The organism is Pinibacter aurantiacus (genome assembly GCF_019130065.1).
Lineage (GTDB): Bacteria > Bacteroidota > Bacteroidia > Chitinophagales > Chitinophagaceae > Pinibacter > Pinibacter aurantiacus.
The window spans coordinates 500,526-519,005 of the sequence record NZ_JAHSPG010000002.1 but is presented as its reverse complement, the minus strand read 5'-3'; the positions used below and the strand labels follow the sequence as shown (position 1 = coordinate 519,005).

Sequence of the window (18,480 nt, the reverse complement as noted above, 5' to 3'; positions counted from 1 at the left end):
AGGGAGCGTTTTCTTTGTGCTCTTTGCGGTTAAAAAAATCATAGTGAGGCTTAGTGTTCTCAGTGTCTTAGTGGTGGAAAAGATGCGAAGCGTCTATCTTATAATCACTACAGTTCCTTTTCTTGCAAATATCTCACCGGTATCACACTCCGCTTCTACGAAGTACACGTAGGTGCCGGATTCAACAAAGCTGCCTTTCACCTTGCCATCCCATGCGGCGTTCAGGTCTCCAATCTGGAAATTACTTTTCTCGAAAATAATATCACCCCAGCGACTGAAAATCTGGAAATGTTTTATTTGCTTAATACCCTTTCCTTTCAAATTAAACAGATCGTTCTTACCATCATTATTTGGCGTGAACGCGTTTGGAACAAATAGTCCTTCTGAGCAAATAAGTTTTATGTTGAGTGTATCAGATGCTTTGCAACCAAATTGTGTTGCCCCTACCGCTACGTACGACATATTCTCACGTGGTGCTGCAACCGGTGACGCACAGTTTGAACAACTCAAATATGTAGAGGGCAACCATAACCATTTCACCACATCGCTGCTTCCTGTTGCGGTCAGGTTTACAGTGTTGCCCGTTGGCAATTGGATATCAGGACCAACACTTACTGTTGGCAATGGTTTTACATCAATCGTTATTTTGGCTTCGCTCGTAAAACAGTGGTAAGCATCGGTTCCCGTCACCGTGTAAGTTGTGGTTACCAAAGGCGCAGCTATAGGATGATTGCTCGTTATGTCGCTCAATCCATCACCTGTCCATGCATAAGTAGCACCGCCGCTTACCGGCAATTCGATACTGCTTCCTTTACACACAAATGAATTAGGTGGAACTGTTAAAGTAAATGGTTGCACTACCGTTATCAAAGTGGAATCAATGCTTACGCAACCAAACTCATTCGTTGTTTTTACTTTATAAAGCGTTGTCGTAAGCGGGCTGATATTTGGCGAAGCCTGCCCACTATTGCCTTGCGCCACGTCCGGCGTCCAAATGTATTGGTTTCCATCATGCGCATTTAGCTGAATGGTTTTGCCCAGGCATATTGTTGAATCCTTTGGCTGAAGATTTATTTTAGGGCTTGCATGAATTACAATAGCATGATTGCTGGTATCACTGCAACCATCTTTACTTACGATCAATGCAACATTGTAAGAACCCGCTCCATGATAGATATGCGAAGGGTTTTGCACGGCGCTGTCCCTTCCATCTGCAAAGGTCCACACCCATCTAACATCCTGCAGATCTGCCGATCCTTTAAATAAAACATTTGCATTTTCACAACCATAATCCGGCGCACTAATACTGCCCTTTGGTCGATGCACAACAAGAATCGAATCTTTAAACTGCTTTTCGCATCCGTACAAAGTTTTTACATCCAACGACACTTCGTATTTACCGAGTTTATTAAAATCAAATTGAGGATTGCTGGTTATGGAAGTATCTTTTGCAACACCGGTTCCAAAAGTCCATTTATAGTTCAGCGGTTGTTCCATTACATCGCCGGAAAAACTTTTTACGTTCGGCGTAAAACTCACTATTCCGGAATCGCAAACCACCAGAGGTGAATTGGAAAAAGCAACATTCAGCGAATCAATTATAATCTGTGTATCAATCTCAGAAGTGGAAGCGCAATTGCTTCCGTCTTTCAAAAGTAGTGACGGCGTGTAAGCACCAACACTGTTGTAAGTGTGTACGGCAAAAGTATCCGTTGTTTGCACGGTGTTGCCATCACCAAAATCCCAGGTATAGGAAGTTGCATTTTTTACAATGGCGCTTAACGTTATCTTTTGTTGTTTACATCCGGAGGTTATGTCTGCGGATAGGACGGCATAAGGGCCCTTCACTTCAATGGTTTGTACAGAAGAGTCTACAGAATTATTATTTCCATAAGCGTATAACACAACTCTGTAGATACCTGCACTCTGGTAAGTATGTTTAGGATTGGAAAGATTATCCGCTTGGCTGCCATCACCAAAATCCCACGAAATGTTGTTTGCGAATTGCGACTTGTTATTAAAAGTCGCAACCAGCGGAGGACAGGAGTTATTGTTTAGATAAGCTGTAGTAAAATCATATGCAGCGGTTACGTATTTAATTCCAATTATTTTAGTCGTCGTATCTGAACAACCCGATGTAAGATTTGTGGCAACAAGGGTTACAGTATCTACGCCAACTTTACCATAATACTTTTGAGGATTGTAGGTAAACATATCCGTCGAGTGATCGTAGGTAAATGTCCACTTAAATTTATATCCGTTCAGGTAAGGGTAGTTAACGATTTTGTTATAAAAACTAACGAAGGTGTTTGGTTGCACCGCCTCGGGATAGTAAGAGAAATCAGTTTGCGGTCCGCTTACAGTGGCACTTCTGTAATAAAGCGGAGTAGAGGCAGAACAGCCATCGGCATCTGTTACTTTCAATGCCACAGGATAATTACCTGGCTTGGTATATGTGTACGAAAGCTCCTCTTTACTTACTTGCGTCTCTTTATTTCCGTCACCGAAATCCCACTCCCATTTTGTAATCGGTGTATTATCAGATATGGTAGATGCATCTTCAAAAACAACAGGTGATTTCAAACACACAATATCTCTTTTGATATTGAACGCGGCAGTTGGCCCTTTAATTTTCAACGCCACATAATTGGTTGTATCTGTACATCCCAAATTGGCTTCCTTGATGATCAGGCGCAATCCTTTTTTTCTAACATCAAACCCACTGATATCGGCCGTAAATCCTGTCGTCCATGGTCGTGGAGATGTTGGATAATTGGCTGCTATGTTTGCCAGCGAGCCATCAATATATTCCCAACGGTATATGTAATAATTGTATCCCTGCAAATCAGGATTTGGATTTGCTTCAAGGTTTCCAAGCGTGCCTTTTATACTTCCGCTGGCACAAACTTCAGATTGCTCTGCTGTGAGTGTTGGTTGTTGTTTTAACAGCACAAAAGCGTTCACAGAATCCTTCACGGAACAGTTGCCATTGGTTGTGGTCAGCACAACTTTATACTTACCTGTTTTTGCAAATTCATGTTGTATTTTCTGTTGATCATTTGAAAGATCCACAACTGGTGAATCATCGCCAAAATCCCATGACCATGTAAGTGCTTTCTTTGACGTTTGTGAGAAAGTTACCAGGCCCCTTGTGCCGTCGCACGTATTCTTCGCGCTGCTTATTTTAGGAAACGGTGGAAATACCTTTATGTAGTCTTTTTTGATGATTGTATCCGTGCACTGACCATTGGAGGCGATCAACTTTACAGTAAATATCTTATCGTCATAATATTGATGCCTGATGTCATATTCGCTTGTGTAATACACCGGCGAACCATCGCCAAAATCCCAGCGAAAATTGCTGGCGTACCCTACAGTAGTATTTGTAAACTTAACCGGATTGCTCCCGCAGACCTCGGTAGGCGCAGTAAAATCGGCTTTGGGTTTTTCTCTTACATAAATAATTGTACTTGCGGTACCTGTACATTTTCCTGTCGTAGTATACGTAAGCACCACATTAAATTGCCCTATTGAGTCGAACACATGTTGCGGTTGCTTATCGGTTGACTTCTTGCCATCACCGAAGTTCCAGTTGTATGTTACAATTTGATCCGGTGCTGACGACATGAAATTGACCTTTAGTCCTAAGCAACCTTCAATTACATCGGAACCAACGCTTACATAAGGTTTAAATAAACTCAGTGTTTTATTGATCGTGTTGCTGCAGCCATTTCCATTTGTCACCACAAGTCCTACAGTATAGTAGTTATCAGCGTTATAAGTGTAAGTTGGGTCTTTGTCAGTTGAGGTCGCTCCATTTCCGAAATACCATTTCCGTGAAGCGATGTTAGTGGAAGTGTCGTGAAACTGAATGGTAACAGGCGTTCCGCAAACGCCATCTGCATCAAAGGTATAACCACCAGTGGGCGCAGGGTTAACGATAATTTTTTTAGACCCGGAAGCAGAACAACCTCCATACATGTCAATCAATGTCACAGTTGTTTCTCCCGCATTTTGAAACTTATAGGTGAAATTCTGACCTACATTTTCAAACCGGTGTCCTTCTGCCTGCCAGATAGTTGTGGTGCTTCCCGAAGTACTTTTATCCTTAAATGTAGCCTCCGCATATTGGCAAACAGTGGCAGGAGCATCGAAATCGATATTGAAATTTGCAATGTTGACCTGCTGTGTATCGCTTACAGCTTTGCAACCATCGCTATTGGTTACTCTAAGAACAGCGGGGTAAGCGCCTTTTTTTCCATATACATGTGTCGGATCTTTATCAGGAGAAGTTTTTTGATCTCCAAAGTCCCAGCTGTATGTAAGGGTTCCTGTTCCGGTCGTTTTATTTGTAAAACTCACGTTGTCGTTTACATCGCAATACACCGCTTTTGCCACCGAGAATGCTGCCTTCAATGGCGCTTTAACTTCTACAAGATTTTTTTCCAGGCTGGTGTAGCAGCCATAGCTGTTTGTTACGGTAAGACCAACGGTGGGCCTTTGAGCAAAATTATAGGTATGTGTTACCTGCTGATATGCACTTCCCTTTTGTACGTTACCATCACCAAAATCCCAAAAATAATCGGATATCGAACCATCACCGGCAGAAGAGCTGCTGACAAATGTTACATTAAACGGCGCACAGCCCTTAACGTCAGTTGTTGTAAAATCGACGGTTGGTTTTTTGTAAACGGTAACTTGCCTGGTTGCTTCCGATGTTTTTCCACCGTCAGTCACCGTTAGTTTTATAGTGTATGTTTTTGCAGTTCTGTAAATGGCACTTGCACCATCGGAGTTGGTCGAGGTATTTCCGTTGCCTAAGTTCCAGGAATATGTTGCGTTTGGAGATGCACCGGTAGTAGCGTTTGTGCAGGTAATAGCAAGAGGAGAACAGCCACCGGCTTTATCTACCGTAAAATCTGCCTTGAGTTGTGCCAACGCAGGATTGCTGAAAAAAATCAGAGCAATGGTAACAAGAAAGCACAGTGATTTTCTTACATCAAGGATTGAATGCATTGGTCATAAACAGAATGTCAGTTAGCTACTAGGTTTAACCTCTCTTCTGAAAATTACTCTTTGCTTTTCACATATTCAACGATCGAACGATGTGTTTCAAAAAAATAATGTAAATACTACCAGTTTCCCATCTGCTCAGGCACAATGCGGTCCATGTGCTTATCATCAATAGCATGGTCCTTCCAGAAGGGATCATATCTTACAAAGAAAGACAACCACATCGAGCGTGATAATCGCATAAGGTAAGGCTGCATAGCTGCTAAGAGTACGGCATTAAAGCCAAGCCACCAGAAAAAGCGTGAGTCGTCCAGGGAGAAGCCAATTAACAGCCACCATGCAGCAAAAGAGATGCCACAAACCATTAGCGCCAGTGCATAACTCACATAGCCCGTTCCATAATAAAACCCTACTTCTATTTCTGTTGGTTGCTTGCAAACAGGACACAGTGAGTTCATTTTCATACAAGTTTTCAGTTTGTATGGATTCTTTTCTTTGAACATATCACCTTGCCTGCACCGGGGACATTTACAAGTAAGCACACTCCATAGGTATCCCGGACTTTTTTGCTGGCTCATATCGCTCGAATTTGTGCAAAGGTACGGAATTGAGGGTTGTTCGTTGTTAGTTGATAGTTGTTAGAGCTCTCAAAAGGGCTTTAATTAATTGAAAGTTGAAAATTGAAAATTGAAAATGAACCTCGGGAAGAACTTTTCAAATTATTACCAGTTTTCAGATACAAGGGGTTTCCAAATATTAAAGCATTTTCAATTTTCAACTTTCAATTTTCAATTAACTAACAACTTTCTCCATCTGCATGCTCCTCGACCCCTTCACCAGCAAATGCGTATTTTGAAACTGCTGCTGCTGGAACCAGTCCTTTGCTTCAGCAGCATTTTGAAGTTGAATAAAAGGATGTTTGATTTTGAGAAAATCGCCACCTACGAGCACCACATCTTTCCAGGAATATTTTTCAATCAGATTAACAATAGAATGGTGTTCCGCCAGACTTTCTGCGCCAAGCTCTGCCATGGCTCCAAGCATAAGCACTTTGTCTTTTGCATTTAGCTTCGCAAAATTTTCGATTGCGGCTTTCATGCTGCTGGGGTTTGCGTTGTAGGCATCGAGAATAATATGGTTTGTTCCCAGGCTCATCATTTGCGAGCGGCTGTTGGATGGAACATAATTTTCAATAGCTGACTTTATTTTGTCTGCGGGCACTTTGAAAAACTCTCCGATAGCAACCGCAGATAATACGTTAGGGAAATTATAATCTCCTACCAAATGTGTTTGTATGCGCTCAATGTTCTTCGTGGTAACATAAAGAAACGGCTCGCTTTGCACAACGCTTCCCCAAACATCTGCCCCGGTTGTGCCGTAGGTAAATAAATGTGGAATGCCTTTACTCATTTCGCGCAAATAATCATAGTCCCACATTACAAAGGCAGTTCCATTGTTTGCCCGCAGGTAATCGAACAATTCACCCTTACCTTTCTTAACGCCTTCTATTCCGCCAAAGCCTTCCAGGTGGGCCTTTCCTGCGTTGGTGATCAAACCATGAGTTGGCAAAGTGTATGTGCAATAACCTTCTATTTCCTTTTGATGATTGGCCCCCATTTCTATCACCGCCATTTCAGCATCTTTTTTCACGCTTAGTATTGTAAGCGGAATACCAATGTGATTGTTCAGATTTCCTTGTGTAGTATAGGTTTTATAAGTTGTTGCCAGCACCGTAGAAGCCAGTTCTTTGGTAGTCGTTTTTCCATTGCTTCCCGTTATCGCGATAAACGGTATGTCAAATTGCTGACGATGATATTTCGCCAGTTGCTGTAATGTAGTTAAAACATCTTCTACAAGAATGGTCCTTTCATCCACATGATAAGTCGCATCATCAATTACGGCATAAGCCGCACCGGTTTTAAGCGCATGCTCCGCAAATGTGTTGCCATCAAAGGAAGCTCCCTTGAGCGCAAAGAAAATCGAGTCCGGCGTAATCTTCCTCGTATCGGTAGTAATGGCCGGATGTTGAAGGAATATGTTGTAGAGTTGTTCGATGTTCATGAGCCAAATATAAATAATTGAATAACTGAATAACAGAATAACTGAATCTAATAAACAAAAATGCCTTACATGTTCAGTTATTCTGTTATTCAGTCATTCAGTTATTTGCATAAAAAAAGCCATCTGTTTCCAGATGACTTTTTAAATATTATGAACTGAACTTATTTCTTACGATTGTTCTGTTTTCTTTGTTTGTATTCGATACCAGATTTTCTGCCGTTACCTGCTGCGCTACCTACGCGATCCATTGCGCAACGGAAACCTACAGTGCTTGCACTTTGTTCTTCTTCAAGGAAGCGACGTGTGCCTGGGCTCAACCAGTAAGCTCTGTCATCCCAGCTACCACCTTTGATAACTCTTGAGTGATCGCTGATCAAAGTAGTTTTTCCGTATCCGTAAGAAACACCAGCCAGAAGTGAGTCACCATCAAGGTAGTTGATTACGTCACCTTTTTGATAGTTACGACGTTTCTTGCTCTCTTCGTCAGTTACGTAGCGATATTTAATTCTTCCAAGGCTGTCTCTTTCAGCTTTTCCTGTGCTCACATCGATAGTTTGGAATTTGTTACCACGGAAAGAAGCCACATCATTTTCGTCAGTTGAAGAAAGTGGACGATAAACATCGGCTACCCACTCACTTACGTTACCAGACATATTATAGATACCGAAACCGTTTGGATAGAATGAATTAACAGGGGCAGTGTAAACAGCGTTATCGTTCAAACCTCCTGCAACACCCATGTTATCACCGGCACCTCTTTTAAAGTTAGCCAGGAAAGTACCTTGCCAGCTTCCGCGACGAGTGTCACGAAGACCGTTTACGTTTTGGCTCCAGGAATACACTTGTTTGTTTGTAACCAACTCTTCACCGCGTTTTTTATCATTCTTAGTAGGCATTGGGTTCTGGTTTACATAACCAAGAGCCGCATATTCCCACTCAGCTTCTGTTGGAAGGCGGTAGTTTGGCAAAAGAATACCATCTTCAAAAGTTACGTTGGTACGAGGTGTACCGTTTGGATTTTTGAGCGGGTTCTTTTTAGAACGTGCACCTTTACCAGGAGTTGCCTGAAACTCACCTAACAGGTAAGATTTAGTATTGAAGTTCTCCTGGCCGATACCAGAAATGTTTTTGATAGATTTATCGTTAATGAATCCTTTTTGGATCAGCGCAAGTTCGTTTACGCGGTCAGTTCTCCAAAGACAGAAATCATTAGCTTGTTTCCAGCTTACACCTACTACAGGGTAATTATTATATGCCGGGTGACGGAAATAATATTCAACCATTGGTTCGTTGTAAGCAAGTTCGCTTCTCCAAACCAAAGTATCTGGCAAAGCTCCGTTTCTAACTGCCTGGTATTCGTCACCGTCAAAAACAGTGTTGATCCAGTACAGATACTCACGATAGTGAACGTTCGCCACTTCCGTTTTATCTATATAGAATGAGTTAACAGTAACGCGGCGTGGAATATTGTTCCAATCGCTCATTACGTCCTCTTCTGTAGCGCCCATTGTAAAAGTACCACCTTGCACAAACACCAAACCGGGACCACTTGGTTGTTCTTTTTCTAAAGCAACCTGATAACCGCCCTGGTTTTTATCATTATAGTTCCATCCTGTAACATCCGATTTGGCTTTTTTCTTGCCAAATAGTTTTCCATCCTTGCAGGAACCCAAAACTGCGGCACAGGATAAGAGTATCGCGAAATTTTTCCAGTTCATTTTGTATGCCATTTATGCTGGTTTTAAATTGTAATAGGTAATAACGCAGTTGATATCCAAATATTGTTATCCCCGCAAACTTTGTTACAGAATTGCGAATATAAATACTTTCAACATTTTAACATTATAGTAATTGCGCCATTTTTCCGAACAGCAGATCGTTGATTGCAACATCCATGCCTTTTTACAACAAATCTTTGGCTTATTCGTTAATGCCTATGTTTCAGCGAGTATTATTTTTGTACCCTTAAAAAATTACTTACCATAAGTAGCTAGTTTTTATGAGAATACTATTATTTTAGCCGCCGAATCAATCCTCCTACTAAAAGCAATTAATGAAATAAATTTTTACTTTAATCCCCTGAGGCACGATTTTTTGTATAAAAATGGCCTGTTTCAGAATTCACTTTTAAGGAAAATAAATCTATCAATGAAAAGAGCATTGAAATTAATTGTTACAGTTGCAACAGTTATTAGTGTTAGTTATGTAAATGCGCAAACCGGAACGAATCCGATAAATGTGACCACTACAGCGGTTCCGTTCCTGCGTATTTCACCGGAGGCAAGAGCAGGAGGAATGGGCGAAACTGGCATCGCGACCGCACCTGAAGCAAATGCAAACTTCTGGAACCTGGCCAAAACACCTTTTAATGAGAGCAAAACTGGCATCGCACTAAACTACACTCCCTGGCTAAAAAAGCTCGGGCTTAATGATGTATATCTTGCCACACTGGGCGGATACCACAAATTAGATGACAACCAGGCACTTACATTCTCCATGAGATATTTTAACCTGGGAAACATTCAGTTTGTAAACGAAAATCAGCAGGAACTTGGCTCTTACAGGCCACGTGAATTTTGCTTTGACGCAGGTTATTCACGTAAACTTTCTGAGAAAATAGGCATGGGCCTCGCGTTGAGATACATCAACTCAAAGCTGGCAAGTGGTGATGTTCTCGGAAACGGAACAAATTACAAAGCAGCCAGCACAGTTGCAGCAGACCTGTCATTTTATTACAATGGTCTTAACGCCGAAACAGGTGAAGGTTTCACCGCAGGAGCTACACTTACAAACCTTGGCGGTAAAGTTTCTTATACCAGCGATGCAAATAAGAAAGACTTTATTCCCGCAAACTTCGGCATAGGTGGCGCTTACACAAAGGTGTTTGACGAAAGCAATAAAATGACTTTCGCACTTGACCTCAATAAACTACTGGTTCCTTCCTTCCCGCTTGACAGCGCCGGAAGAGAAGATTACAAAACCACCTCTTCAATCAGCGGCTGGGGCCAATCTTTTAGCGACTGGCCAGGCGCTAGCAACGTTTCTGTTGGTATAGAATATGGCTACATGAACCAGTTCTTTGTGCGTACAGGTTATTTCTACGAAACAAAAGAGGCTGGCGATAGAAGATATTTCACAGTGGGCGCCGGTTTGAAATACAATGTATTTGGACTTAACTTCTCATACATCATCCCGTCTGGAAGCGGTGTAAACCAAAATCCGTTGTCTAACACACTTCGCTTTGGTCTAACATTTGACCTCGATCCGGCTACAAACGGAAGCGAGAACAGCGGCGGAGAATAATTTTATTAATGGAGAGTTGAGAATGGAGAGTTGAGAGTTAATGGCTCAGCTCTCCATTTTCTTTTCATACCTTTCAACTCTCAATTCTCAACTTTCAACTCTCAATTAAACTATGTCTTACAGAATAGGCTTCGGTATCGATTTTCATCAATTGGTAGAAGGCAGGGATCTTTGGATCGGCGGAATTAAAATTCCACACACGAAGGGAGCATTGGGACACAGTGATGCAGATGTTTTGCTACATGCTATCTGCGACGCCATGCTGGGCGCCCTGAGCCTTGGTGATATTGGCATTCATTTTCCCAACACAGACGAAAAGTACAAGAACATCGATAGCAAAATTCTTTTGCAAGAAACCTTCAAACTCATTACAGACAAGGGTTATGAGATCGTAAACATCGATAGCAGCCTTTGCCTGGAAGCTCCCAAAATAAAAAAATACTCCGGCGAAATGCGCGAAACCATCGCCCGCATTCTTAATCTGTCCATCGACGACGTTTCGATAAAAGCAACTACTACAGAAACAATGGGCTTTGTGGGAAGAGAAGAAGGGCTGGTGGCATATGCAAATGTGCTCCTGAAGAAAAAATAATTGAATAACTGAATCATTGAATAATTGAAGTTCTGACGCAGACTTTCCTCAATTATTCAATGATTCAATGACTCAATGATTTACTTTTGCTCCCATGTCATTACAGGTAAAAATCATTAACCAGTCAACCAATCCCTTGCCGCATTATGCCACTTCCGGGTCTGCGGGCATGGATATCAGAGCAAATTTAGAGTCCCCGATTACTTTACAACCACTGGAGCGAACACTTGTTCCTACCGGTTTGTTTATTGAACTGCCAGAGGGCTTCGAGGCTCAGATAAGACCAAGAAGCGGGCTTGCCATTAAACAAGGCATTACATGCCTGAATACTCCAGGCACCATCGACGCAGATTATCGCGGTGAAATAAAAGTAATCCTCATCAATCTTTCCAAGGAAGAACAAATGATTCAACATGGGGACCGGATTGCCCAAATGGTGATCCAGAAAGTAGAGCAGGTAAGCTGGCACGAAGTTGAAGCATTATCAGAGACAGAGAGAAATGCGGGCGGCTTTGGCCACACAGGTAAAATTTAATCTGTGTAAAACATCTTGCCGTGCAAGAACTTTTTGCAATTAACGTCCAACTTTAAAAAGTATCTGATGAAATTTTTTTCGCCTCTATTACTGGCAATCAGTATCATTACAATTGTTAGTTGTCATTCTACCAGGAAGATCAACACAGCATTGTCTAAAAAAGACACTACACAAATGATTGTTGTGAAGGATATTCATAACGATTCGCTGGATTTCATAAAACAAACCCTGCATGCGCTCGATTCCAACAGGATCGATTTTAATACATTTTCTGCGAAAGTAAAAGTAGACGTATGGGACAAAGACGGTAAAGAACCAGATCTTACTGTTTTCATCCGCATGAAAAAGGATAGCGTTATATGGCTTTTGGTAAATGCCACCGTTGTAAGCTTTGAGGCTTTTCGGGTAATGATAACACCCGACAGCGTTAAAGTATTAAACAGAAAAGATAAAGTGGTAGAGCTGCGTTCAGTAAACTATTTACAGGAACTTACTCATTTGCCGGTTAAGTTTTCAACTATGCAGGATCTGCTAATCGGCAATCCGATATTCATCGATTCAAATGTTGTGTCTTACAAAAAGAATCAGGATAACATTACGATGCTGATCGTGGGAGCCCTGTTCAAAAATCTGCTTACCATTAATAGCAACCTGAATGCCGTTGCCAATAGTAAAATGGATGATGTGGACCCAACACGCAACCGCACTTGCAACATAAGCTATGGCAACTATGAAAAATGGGACTCGAAAAACTTCCCGAAGTTTAGAGAGATTTCTGTAGTTGAAAAGTCCAAGATCGACGTGCAGATGGACTTTAAACAATATAGCTTTAACGAAACTTTAAACTACCCTTTCAGCATCCCGAAAAATTATAAGGTGCAATAAGCGTTAAACTTTTATATTTGATCAAATGGGCAGCAATGCCCTTTTTGATCTTATTCAATGCTAAACCGCAATAAATTCAAAGCATGACTAAACCATATTTTCTTTTACTAGCCATTCTTTTTACCGTCAATTGCATAGCGCAAAATCCTACCAGTGCTGATCTCAAGAAAAAACAGGCTGATATTCAAAACGAGATCGACGATTTGCGTAAATCGCTTGATGAAACTAAAAAGTATAAAAAAGAAAGTCTTGGTCAACTTGCTTTGATTCAAAAAAAATTGCGTTTGCGTGAACAACAGGTTTCACTGGTAAACCAACAGATCAATTCTATCCAGGGAAACATCAATCAAAACTGGAGAGAAATTGTAAAGCTTCGCGGAGAACTCGATACACTGAAGATTCAGTATGAAAAAAGCGTTGTGTACGCTTACAAGAACCGAAGCAATTATGATTTTTTGAATTTTCTTTTTTCTGCGTCCAGCTTTAATGACGCATTGAAAAGAGTAGCCTACTTAAAATCCTATCGCACCTACAGGGAGCAGCAAGCAGAGAATTATCGCACCACTCAGGAAATGCTGCAACAAAAAATATCCAGCCTGAACGATAATAAAAAACAAAAGAACGAAGCACTAAGCGAACAAACCAAACAAAAGGCCGTTCTTGAAGAAGATAAAAAAGAGCAGGACGTTGTTGTAAATAAATTAAAAACGAGGGAAAAGGAACTAAACAAGGACATGAATGACAAACGCAAGCAGGATATTGCTTTGCGTAACGCCATTAACGCGGCCATCCGTCGTGAAATTGATGCTGCAAGAAAGAAGGCGATGGCAGAAGAAGCTGCGGCGAAAAAAGCTGCGGAAGCTAAAAGAGTTGCCGACGCTGAGGCTGCCAAAAAAGCCGCTGATCTCGCAAAAGCAAACAATGCTCCGAAAACTAACCCTAACGCGCCGGCTACGACAACAAACCCACCTGCAACTACAAACCCAGGCACTACCACAGTTACTACGGTGCCTGCCAAACCAAAACCCGCAGCGAACTACAATTCTTTCGAAAGAGAAGAAACGAGAGCCATGTCTGAAAGCTTCGAAAAGAACAAAGGCAATCTTCCATGGCCAATGGCATCCGGAATTGTTACCATGCACTTTGGAAGACAAAACTATGGCGGTGTTGTAACGTACGATAACCCTGGCATCACTATAGAAGCGAACACAGGAAGTTCTGTAAAAGCAGTGTTCGATGGCGAAGTACTGGCAGTAACATCAGTGGGCCCGGTAGAAGCTGTGATTGTTCAACATGGTAAATACATTACTTCATACAGTAACCTTTCATCCACCTCTGTTTCAAAAGGCCAAACCATTAAAATGGGACAAGTATTAGGCAAGCTGGCCGAAAAGGATGACAACAGGGGCGAACTTGAATTCCTTATTACAAACGTAATCTCAAACGACAGATCTGTGAATCTTGATCCGGAAAAATGGCTTCGTTAGTGGAGAGTGGAGAATTGAGAGTGGAGAGTGAGGAGCCGAAGAAGGTTAACAACGTTGAAAATATTTGTATCTAGAATAATAGTGACTGTGGCCGATAATTACCGTTGAAATCAGCATCGAGTGGAATTGGAAAATCGAAGAGATCTTTGACCTTTAACAACTCTCCATTCTCCACTCTCAATTCTCAACTATCTAAACCATGAGTAAAAGTCTTGTCGGCACCAAGTCTATCGCATTTGCAATAAGAATCATTAATTTATACGAGTTCCTCTGCCAACATCAGAAAGAATTTGTTTTATCAAAACAATTATTGCGTAGTGGGACGTCGATTGGCGCTTTAATTAGAGAAGCAGAACATGGCCAATCAAAGGCGGATTTTTTAAATAAAATGAATATTGCATTGAAAGAAGCAAACGAATGTGATTATTGGTTGCTCTTGTTACGAGAAGGAGTCTATTTGCAAACCAGCGAATATAATTCCATACAAAAGGATTGTGATGAATTAATAAAACTATTAGTGGCTATTGTAAAAACAACAAAATCAAACTTAAAAAAAGTGGCAAATCGAGTGCATGGCTGAACGTGAAGAACTCTCAACTCTCCACTCTCAATTCTCAACTAAGAGCAACCGAAAGCCGCACCTTACCAACGACCATGGCATGAACAAAATATTCCTCCTTTACTTTCTTACATTATTCACTGTCAATTGTTTTGCTCAAACGCCGCGAAGCGCCGAACTCAAAAGGAAGCGTGCCGCCATTCAGCAGGAGATCGATGCACTGCGGCGATCGATTGATGAAACAAAAAAAGACAAAAAAGAGAGCCTTGGCCAACTTGCTTTGATACAGAAAAAACTCCGCCTGCGACAGCAACAGATTGACATTGTAAACGAACAGATCAGCGACATCCAGGGCGACATAGATTTAAACGCAAAAGAGGTTGACAAGTTGCGCAACGAGTTGGATACCCTCAGGCAACAATATGAAACAAGCGTAGTCTACGCATACAAAAACCGGAGCAACTACAATTTCCTCAACTTCCTTTTTTCTTCCACCAGTTTTAATGATGCACTAAAAAGATTTGCTTACCTGAAGGCATATCGTGCCTACAGACAACAGCAAGTAGAAAATTACCTTAACACGCAAACACAACTGCAGCTAAAACTATCTGACCTTAAGGACAGCAAAAAAGAAAGAAATGAAGCCCTGCGCGAACAAACGAAACAGCAGGCAGTGCTGGTAGAAGACAAAAAAGAACAGGACGAGGTAGTCACCAAACTGAAATCGCGCGAACAGGAACTAACGAAGAGAATAAATGAAAAACGCAAACAGGATATTGCTTTGCGAAACGCCATTAATGCTGCGATACGTCGTGAAATTGCAATCGCGAGGGCGAAGGCGCTGGAAGAAGAAAAGGCTGCGCGAAAAAAAGCTGCCGCAGAAAAGAAGGCCCTGGCAGCAGCCAATAAAAAGAAAAAAGGCAGCAAAGTAAATAAAGAAAAAGCCGATCCTGTTACCCTCGCGTCTTCAAAACCGGCAAAAGCCGAAAGTCCGCTCGACGACAGGCCCGAAACGAGAGCAATGTCCGCAAATTTTGAAAGGAACAGAGGTCATTTGCCCTGGCCAATGGCATCCGGTAGCGTGATCATGCACTTTGGACCACAATTTTATCCCAATAGCAAAGCAAGATTTGACAACTATGGAATAACCATCGAAACAAGAGCAGGCACAAGCGTTAAGGCAGTCTTCAATGGAGAAGTTTCCGCAATCATGTCGATCGGCCCAAGTGAAGCCGTTATTATTAAACACGGAAGATATTTCACCACCTACAGTAATCTGTCTGGCGTTTCCGTTTCAAAGGGTGATGTTGTAAAAATGGGACAAGTTCTCGGCAAGCTTGATGATAAAGGCGACAACCTCGGAGAACTGGAGTTTCTTATCTCAAATGATAAAATGGTCAACCTCGATCCTGAAAAATGGCTGAGATAGAGGAATGACTGAATAACTGAATCATTGAATAACTGAATGTTTCTAAATTGGGATTCACTTTGAAATTCGAACACTCAGTTATTCAGCCATTCAGTTATTCAGTCATTGCATACGCAAACTCATCCTTCTCTTCCTTCCCGTTTTTCTCGCGAATCAAAAATACGGTCATGTGTTTCGCATCGAGCCTTTGAAAGACAAGTTGTGTTTTTTCTTTCTTGCTTTCAAAAACGGCTTTGTTCGTTTCGAGTTTTATTAAAGGATAACTGTATGGACTTGTTTTGTCTTCCAACGTAATGTTACCCGGCTTTAGGTGCCTCAGTTTTAGTACGGGAACACTGTCTGTTTGCTCAATGAGCATGAACTCATAAAAAACGGCTTTGCCTTTATCCACGCATCTGTAGCTGCACATCATGTTATCGCCCATCGGTGCGCTCCAGTTTTCTTCCATGTCGCCCCATTCATGTTTCATACCCCATTTTCCTGCAATAAAAGCCAGATCTTTTATATCTGCTTTCAATTTCTGGGCATGAGATCCACAATAACAAACAATGGCGGCAAGCATCAACAAAAGCTTTTTCATCAATATGTTCTTTAAGGTTAATAGAATCGTTTCCCAAATAGACTCGATATTCTTTGAATTTGCAATACTTTCGTATATCTATAAAGGAGAAATTCGCAATATTGAAAGCAGTAGTTTACAAATCAACCGGTAGCTGGTACAGCGTAAAAACAGAAGATGGTACGCCATACAATGCACGCATCAAAGGGGCATTCAAAATTGAGGGACTCAAGTCAACAAACCCCGTAGCTGTTGGTGATCTTGTAGATATTGAAGACGGAGACCTTGAGAACAATGTGATGATCACCAATATTTATGACCGTCACAATTACATCACAAGGACTTCTCCCCACAACAAGAACCAGCACCACATTATAGCATCTAATCTCGATCAGTGCGTTTTGGTAGCAACATTGCGCGAACCTAAAACCTCCATGGGTTTCGTTGACAGATTCCTGATTACCGCAGAAGCCTATCACATTCCTGCGATCATTGTTTTCAATAAAGCCGACGTTTATCGCAAAAAAGAAATAGAACATTTCGAACATTTTAAAAGCATGTATGAAAGTGTTGGCTACAAAGTCATTCTTACAAGCACTGTAAACGGCCAGGGTGTTGATGAAGTAAAGGATCTGTTGAAGGAAAAAATCACTTTAATAAGCGGTCATAGTGGCGTGGGAAAATCATCTTTCATCAATATTATTTTTCCTGAAAAGAATTTAAAGACGAAGGAAGTAAGCGGCTGGAGCGGCAAGGGAATGCACACTACCACGTTTGCAGAAATGTTTGATCTTCCTTTCGGCGGAAAAATAATTGATACGCCCGGTATTCGTGAACTGGGTTTGGTCGACATTAGCAAGCAAGAGCTATCACACTATTACCCGGAAATGCGGGACACTTTACAAGATTGTCAATTCAATAATTGCCTGCATGTAGAAGAGCCGGGCTGCGCCATTAAAGCCGCTGTAGAATCCGGTAAAATTTATGCGGACAGGTATGTGAGTTATTTGAATATTCTGGGAACGATTGAGGAGAGCTATAAATAGTGGAGAATTGAAAGTGGAGAGTTGAGAGTTCTTTAAGGTCGAACATACCGCCTTCAATATTACATTCCTGCGTACCCAAGATGCGTTACATTTTCAACTTTCAATTGTCAACTTTCAATTACACTTTAAACTTCTTCGCCTTTGGCGTTTTCTCACCGCTTAGTATGCGCTCGGCACCAACGTTTTTGCCATTGCTGGGGCAGCCATATTTAGGTGCAAACAAGCTGCACGAGCTAAACATGATCAAAACTGAGCACAAAATCATCAAGCTACTTGCCAAAAGTTTCATTGAAAATCAATTTATTAAGTAAAAGGGTCTCAAGATTTCCAGCTATAGAACGTTTTTTTCACAAAAATAGTATTTCCATTAGTGGAGAGTGGAGAATTGAGAGTGGAGAGTTAAAAACAATTGTTGATGTTGTCCAACAACTCTCAACTCTCCACCCTCAATTCTCAACTATTTAAACCACCCTGAATATTTTATATAATTCTCCGCTATCCTGTTTATCTCCCCGCTTATCAATTCCTCTGAAATGTCTTTTATCTTTTTTGCGGGCACTCCTGCGTATATACTTCCGCTTTCACAAACCGTGCCTTCAAGTACCACCGCTCCCGCTGCTATAATGGTGTTGCTGAATATTTCCGCATTATCCATCACAATTGATCCCATTCCTATCAGCACGTTGTCGTGGATCGTACATCCGTGCACCAATGCATTGTGGCCTATCGAAACATTGTTGCCTATAATAACTTTTGATCTTTCGAATGTTGCGTGCAAAACGGCTCCGTCCTGCACATTTACCTTATTGCCCATTCTTATGCTGTTTACATCACCCCTCACAACTGCGTTGAACCAAAAGCTGCATTGAGAACCTGTTTCAACATCCCCTACAATTGTTGCATTAGGCGCTATATAGCAGTCATCTCCAAACTTTGGCGAAACCCCTTTTACTGGTAAAATAACAGGCATAAGTATTTTTTGAAGTTAAAAGTAAAAAGGAAAAATTAAAA

At 41.4% G+C, this 18,480-nt stretch carries 15 protein-coding genes; 8 read left to right on the top strand and 7 right to left on the bottom strand.

The features are described from left to right. Positions 1-93: 93 nt before the first annotated feature. From KTO63_RS05540 to KTO63_RS05525, 4 genes are all read right to left on the bottom strand, one after another. Positions 94-5,016 carry a PKD domain-containing protein gene (locus tag KTO63_RS05540; RefSeq protein ID WP_217790232.1) on the bottom strand — a complete coding sequence of 1,641 codons (4,923 nt, stop codon included), beginning with the start codon at positions 5,014-5,016 and terminating at the stop codon, positions 94-96. A gap of 116 nt (positions 5,017-5,132) precedes the next feature. Then, a complete protein-coding gene (locus KTO63_RS05535; RefSeq protein ID WP_317195740.1) occupies positions 5,133-5,477 on the bottom strand; it encodes a DUF983 domain-containing protein in 345 nt (114 codons plus the stop codon). A 328-nt stretch (positions 5,478-5,805) separates the two neighbouring features. Then, positions 5,806-7,074: a UDP-N-acetylmuramoyl-tripeptide--D-alanyl-D-alanine ligase gene (locus KTO63_RS05530; RefSeq protein ID WP_217790230.1), complete on the bottom strand. Its 1,269-nt coding sequence runs from the start codon at positions 7,072-7,074 to the stop codon at positions 5,806-5,808. A gap of 161 nt (positions 7,075-7,235) precedes the next feature. Continuing rightward, positions 7,236-8,804, bottom strand: a complete 1,569-nt coding sequence (locus KTO63_RS05525) for an SUMF1/EgtB/PvdO family nonheme iron enzyme (protein WP_232373033.1) — start codon at positions 8,802-8,804, stop codon at positions 7,236-7,238. 418 nt (positions 8,805-9,222) lie between these two features. On the opposite strand from KTO63_RS05525, the gene porV reads away from it, so the two are divergent. The 7 genes from porV (at position 9,223) to KTO63_RS05490 (ending at position 15,864) form a co-directional block, all read left to right on the top strand. Next, positions 9,223-10,377, top strand: a complete 1,155-nt coding sequence (gene porV, locus KTO63_RS05520) for a type IX secretion system outer membrane channel protein PorV (RefSeq protein WP_217790229.1) — start codon at positions 9,223-9,225, stop codon at positions 10,375-10,377. 112 nt (positions 10,378-10,489) lie between these two features. Continuing rightward, positions 10,490-10,969 carry a 2-C-methyl-D-erythritol 2,4-cyclodiphosphate synthase gene (ispF, locus tag KTO63_RS05515; RefSeq protein ID WP_217790228.1) on the top strand — a complete coding sequence of 160 codons (480 nt, stop codon included), beginning with the start codon at positions 10,490-10,492 and terminating at the stop codon, positions 10,967-10,969. 94 nt (positions 10,970-11,063) lie between these two features. Beyond that, the gene (gene dut, locus KTO63_RS05510) at positions 11,064-11,504 is read left to right on the top strand and encodes a dUTP diphosphatase (RefSeq protein ID WP_217790227.1); all 441 of its coding nucleotides are present in this window, start codon (positions 11,064-11,066) and stop codon (positions 11,502-11,504) included. Positions 11,505-11,570: 66 nt separating this feature from the next. Further along, positions 11,571-12,389 carry a DUF4292 domain-containing protein gene (locus KTO63_RS05505; RefSeq protein ID WP_217790226.1) on the top strand — a complete coding sequence of 273 codons (819 nt, stop codon included), beginning with the start codon at positions 11,571-11,573 and terminating at the stop codon, positions 12,387-12,389. A gap of 83 nt (positions 12,390-12,472) precedes the next feature. Beyond that, entirely contained in the window at positions 12,473-13,876 is a 1,404-nt protein-coding gene (locus KTO63_RS05500; protein ID WP_217790225.1) for a murein hydrolase activator EnvC family protein, read from the top strand. Between the two features lie 199 nt (positions 13,877-14,075). After that, positions 14,076-14,456: a four helix bundle protein gene (locus tag KTO63_RS05495; RefSeq protein ID WP_217790224.1), complete on the top strand. Its 381-nt coding sequence runs from the start codon at positions 14,076-14,078 to the stop codon at positions 14,454-14,456. A gap of 79 nt (positions 14,457-14,535) precedes the next feature. Further along, on the top strand, positions 14,536-15,864 hold the full coding sequence (locus KTO63_RS05490) for a murein hydrolase activator EnvC family protein (protein ID WP_217790223.1): 1,329 nt from the start codon (positions 14,536-14,538) through the stop codon (positions 15,862-15,864). Positions 15,865-15,958: 94 nt separating this feature from the next. On the opposite strand, the gene KTO63_RS05485 is transcribed toward KTO63_RS05490, so the two are convergent. After that, positions 15,959-16,444 carry a DUF6265 family protein gene (locus KTO63_RS05485; RefSeq protein WP_217790222.1) on the bottom strand — a complete coding sequence of 162 codons (486 nt, stop codon included), beginning with the start codon at positions 16,442-16,444 and terminating at the stop codon, positions 15,959-15,961. Between the two features lie 101 nt (positions 16,445-16,545). Here KTO63_RS05485 and rsgA point away from each other — a divergent pair, with 101 nt between their 5' ends. Further along, entirely contained in the window at positions 16,546-17,469 is a 924-nt protein-coding gene (gene rsgA, locus KTO63_RS05480) for a ribosome small subunit-dependent GTPase A (RefSeq protein ID WP_217790221.1), read from the top strand. Between the two features lie 118 nt (positions 17,470-17,587). Here rsgA and KTO63_RS05475 read toward each other — a convergent pair whose 3' ends face one another. Both KTO63_RS05475 and KTO63_RS05470 read right to left on the bottom strand, forming a co-directional pair. Next, on the bottom strand, positions 17,588-17,758 hold the full coding sequence (locus tag KTO63_RS05475) for a hypothetical protein (protein ID WP_217790220.1): 171 nt from the start codon (positions 17,756-17,758) through the stop codon (positions 17,588-17,590). Between the two features lie 168 nt (positions 17,759-17,926). Next, entirely contained in the window at positions 17,927-18,439 is a 513-nt protein-coding gene (locus tag KTO63_RS05470) for a gamma carbonic anhydrase family protein (RefSeq protein ID WP_217790219.1), read from the bottom strand. Positions 18,440-18,480 lie beyond the last annotated feature (41 nt).

Excerpts from the sequence above, each read along its gene's own strand:
- KTO63_RS05540 (WP_217790232.1), bottom strand. The coding sequence starts at position 5,016 with ATGCATTCAATCCTTGATGTAAGAAAATCACTGTGCTTTCTTGTTACC.
- KTO63_RS05535 (WP_317195740.1), bottom strand. The coding sequence starts at position 5,477 with ATGAAAATGAACTCACTGTGTCCTGTTTGCAAGCAACCAACAGAAATA.
- KTO63_RS05530 (WP_217790230.1), bottom strand. The coding sequence starts at position 7,074 with ATGAACATCGAACAACTCTACAACATATTCCTTCAACATCCGGCCATT.
- KTO63_RS05525 (WP_232373033.1), bottom strand. The coding sequence starts at position 8,804 with ATGGCATACAAAATGAACTGGAAAAATTTCGCGATACTCTTATCCTGT.
- porV (WP_217790229.1), top strand. The coding sequence starts at position 9,223 with ATGAAAAGAGCATTGAAATTAATTGTTACAGTTGCAACAGTTATTAGT.
- ispF (WP_217790228.1), top strand. The coding sequence starts at position 10,490 with ATGTCTTACAGAATAGGCTTCGGTATCGATTTTCATCAATTGGTAGAA.
- dut (WP_217790227.1), top strand. The coding sequence starts at position 11,064 with ATGTCATTACAGGTAAAAATCATTAACCAGTCAACCAATCCCTTGCCG.
- KTO63_RS05505 (WP_217790226.1), top strand. The coding sequence starts at position 11,571 with ATGAAATTTTTTTCGCCTCTATTACTGGCAATCAGTATCATTACAATT.
- KTO63_RS05500 (WP_217790225.1), top strand. The coding sequence starts at position 12,473 with ATGACTAAACCATATTTTCTTTTACTAGCCATTCTTTTTACCGTCAAT.
- KTO63_RS05495 (WP_217790224.1), top strand. The coding sequence starts at position 14,076 with ATGAGTAAAAGTCTTGTCGGCACCAAGTCTATCGCATTTGCAATAAGA.
- KTO63_RS05490 (WP_217790223.1), top strand. The coding sequence starts at position 14,536 with ATGAACAAAATATTCCTCCTTTACTTTCTTACATTATTCACTGTCAAT.
- KTO63_RS05485 (WP_217790222.1), bottom strand. The coding sequence starts at position 16,444 with ATGAAAAAGCTTTTGTTGATGCTTGCCGCCATTGTTTGTTATTGTGGA.
- KTO63_RS05475 (WP_217790220.1), bottom strand. The coding sequence starts at position 17,758 with ATGAAACTTTTGGCAAGTAGCTTGATGATTTTGTGCTCAGTTTTGATC.
- KTO63_RS05470 (WP_217790219.1), bottom strand. The coding sequence starts at position 18,439 with ATGCCTGTTATTTTACCAGTAAAAGGGGTTTCGCCAAAGTTTGGAGAT.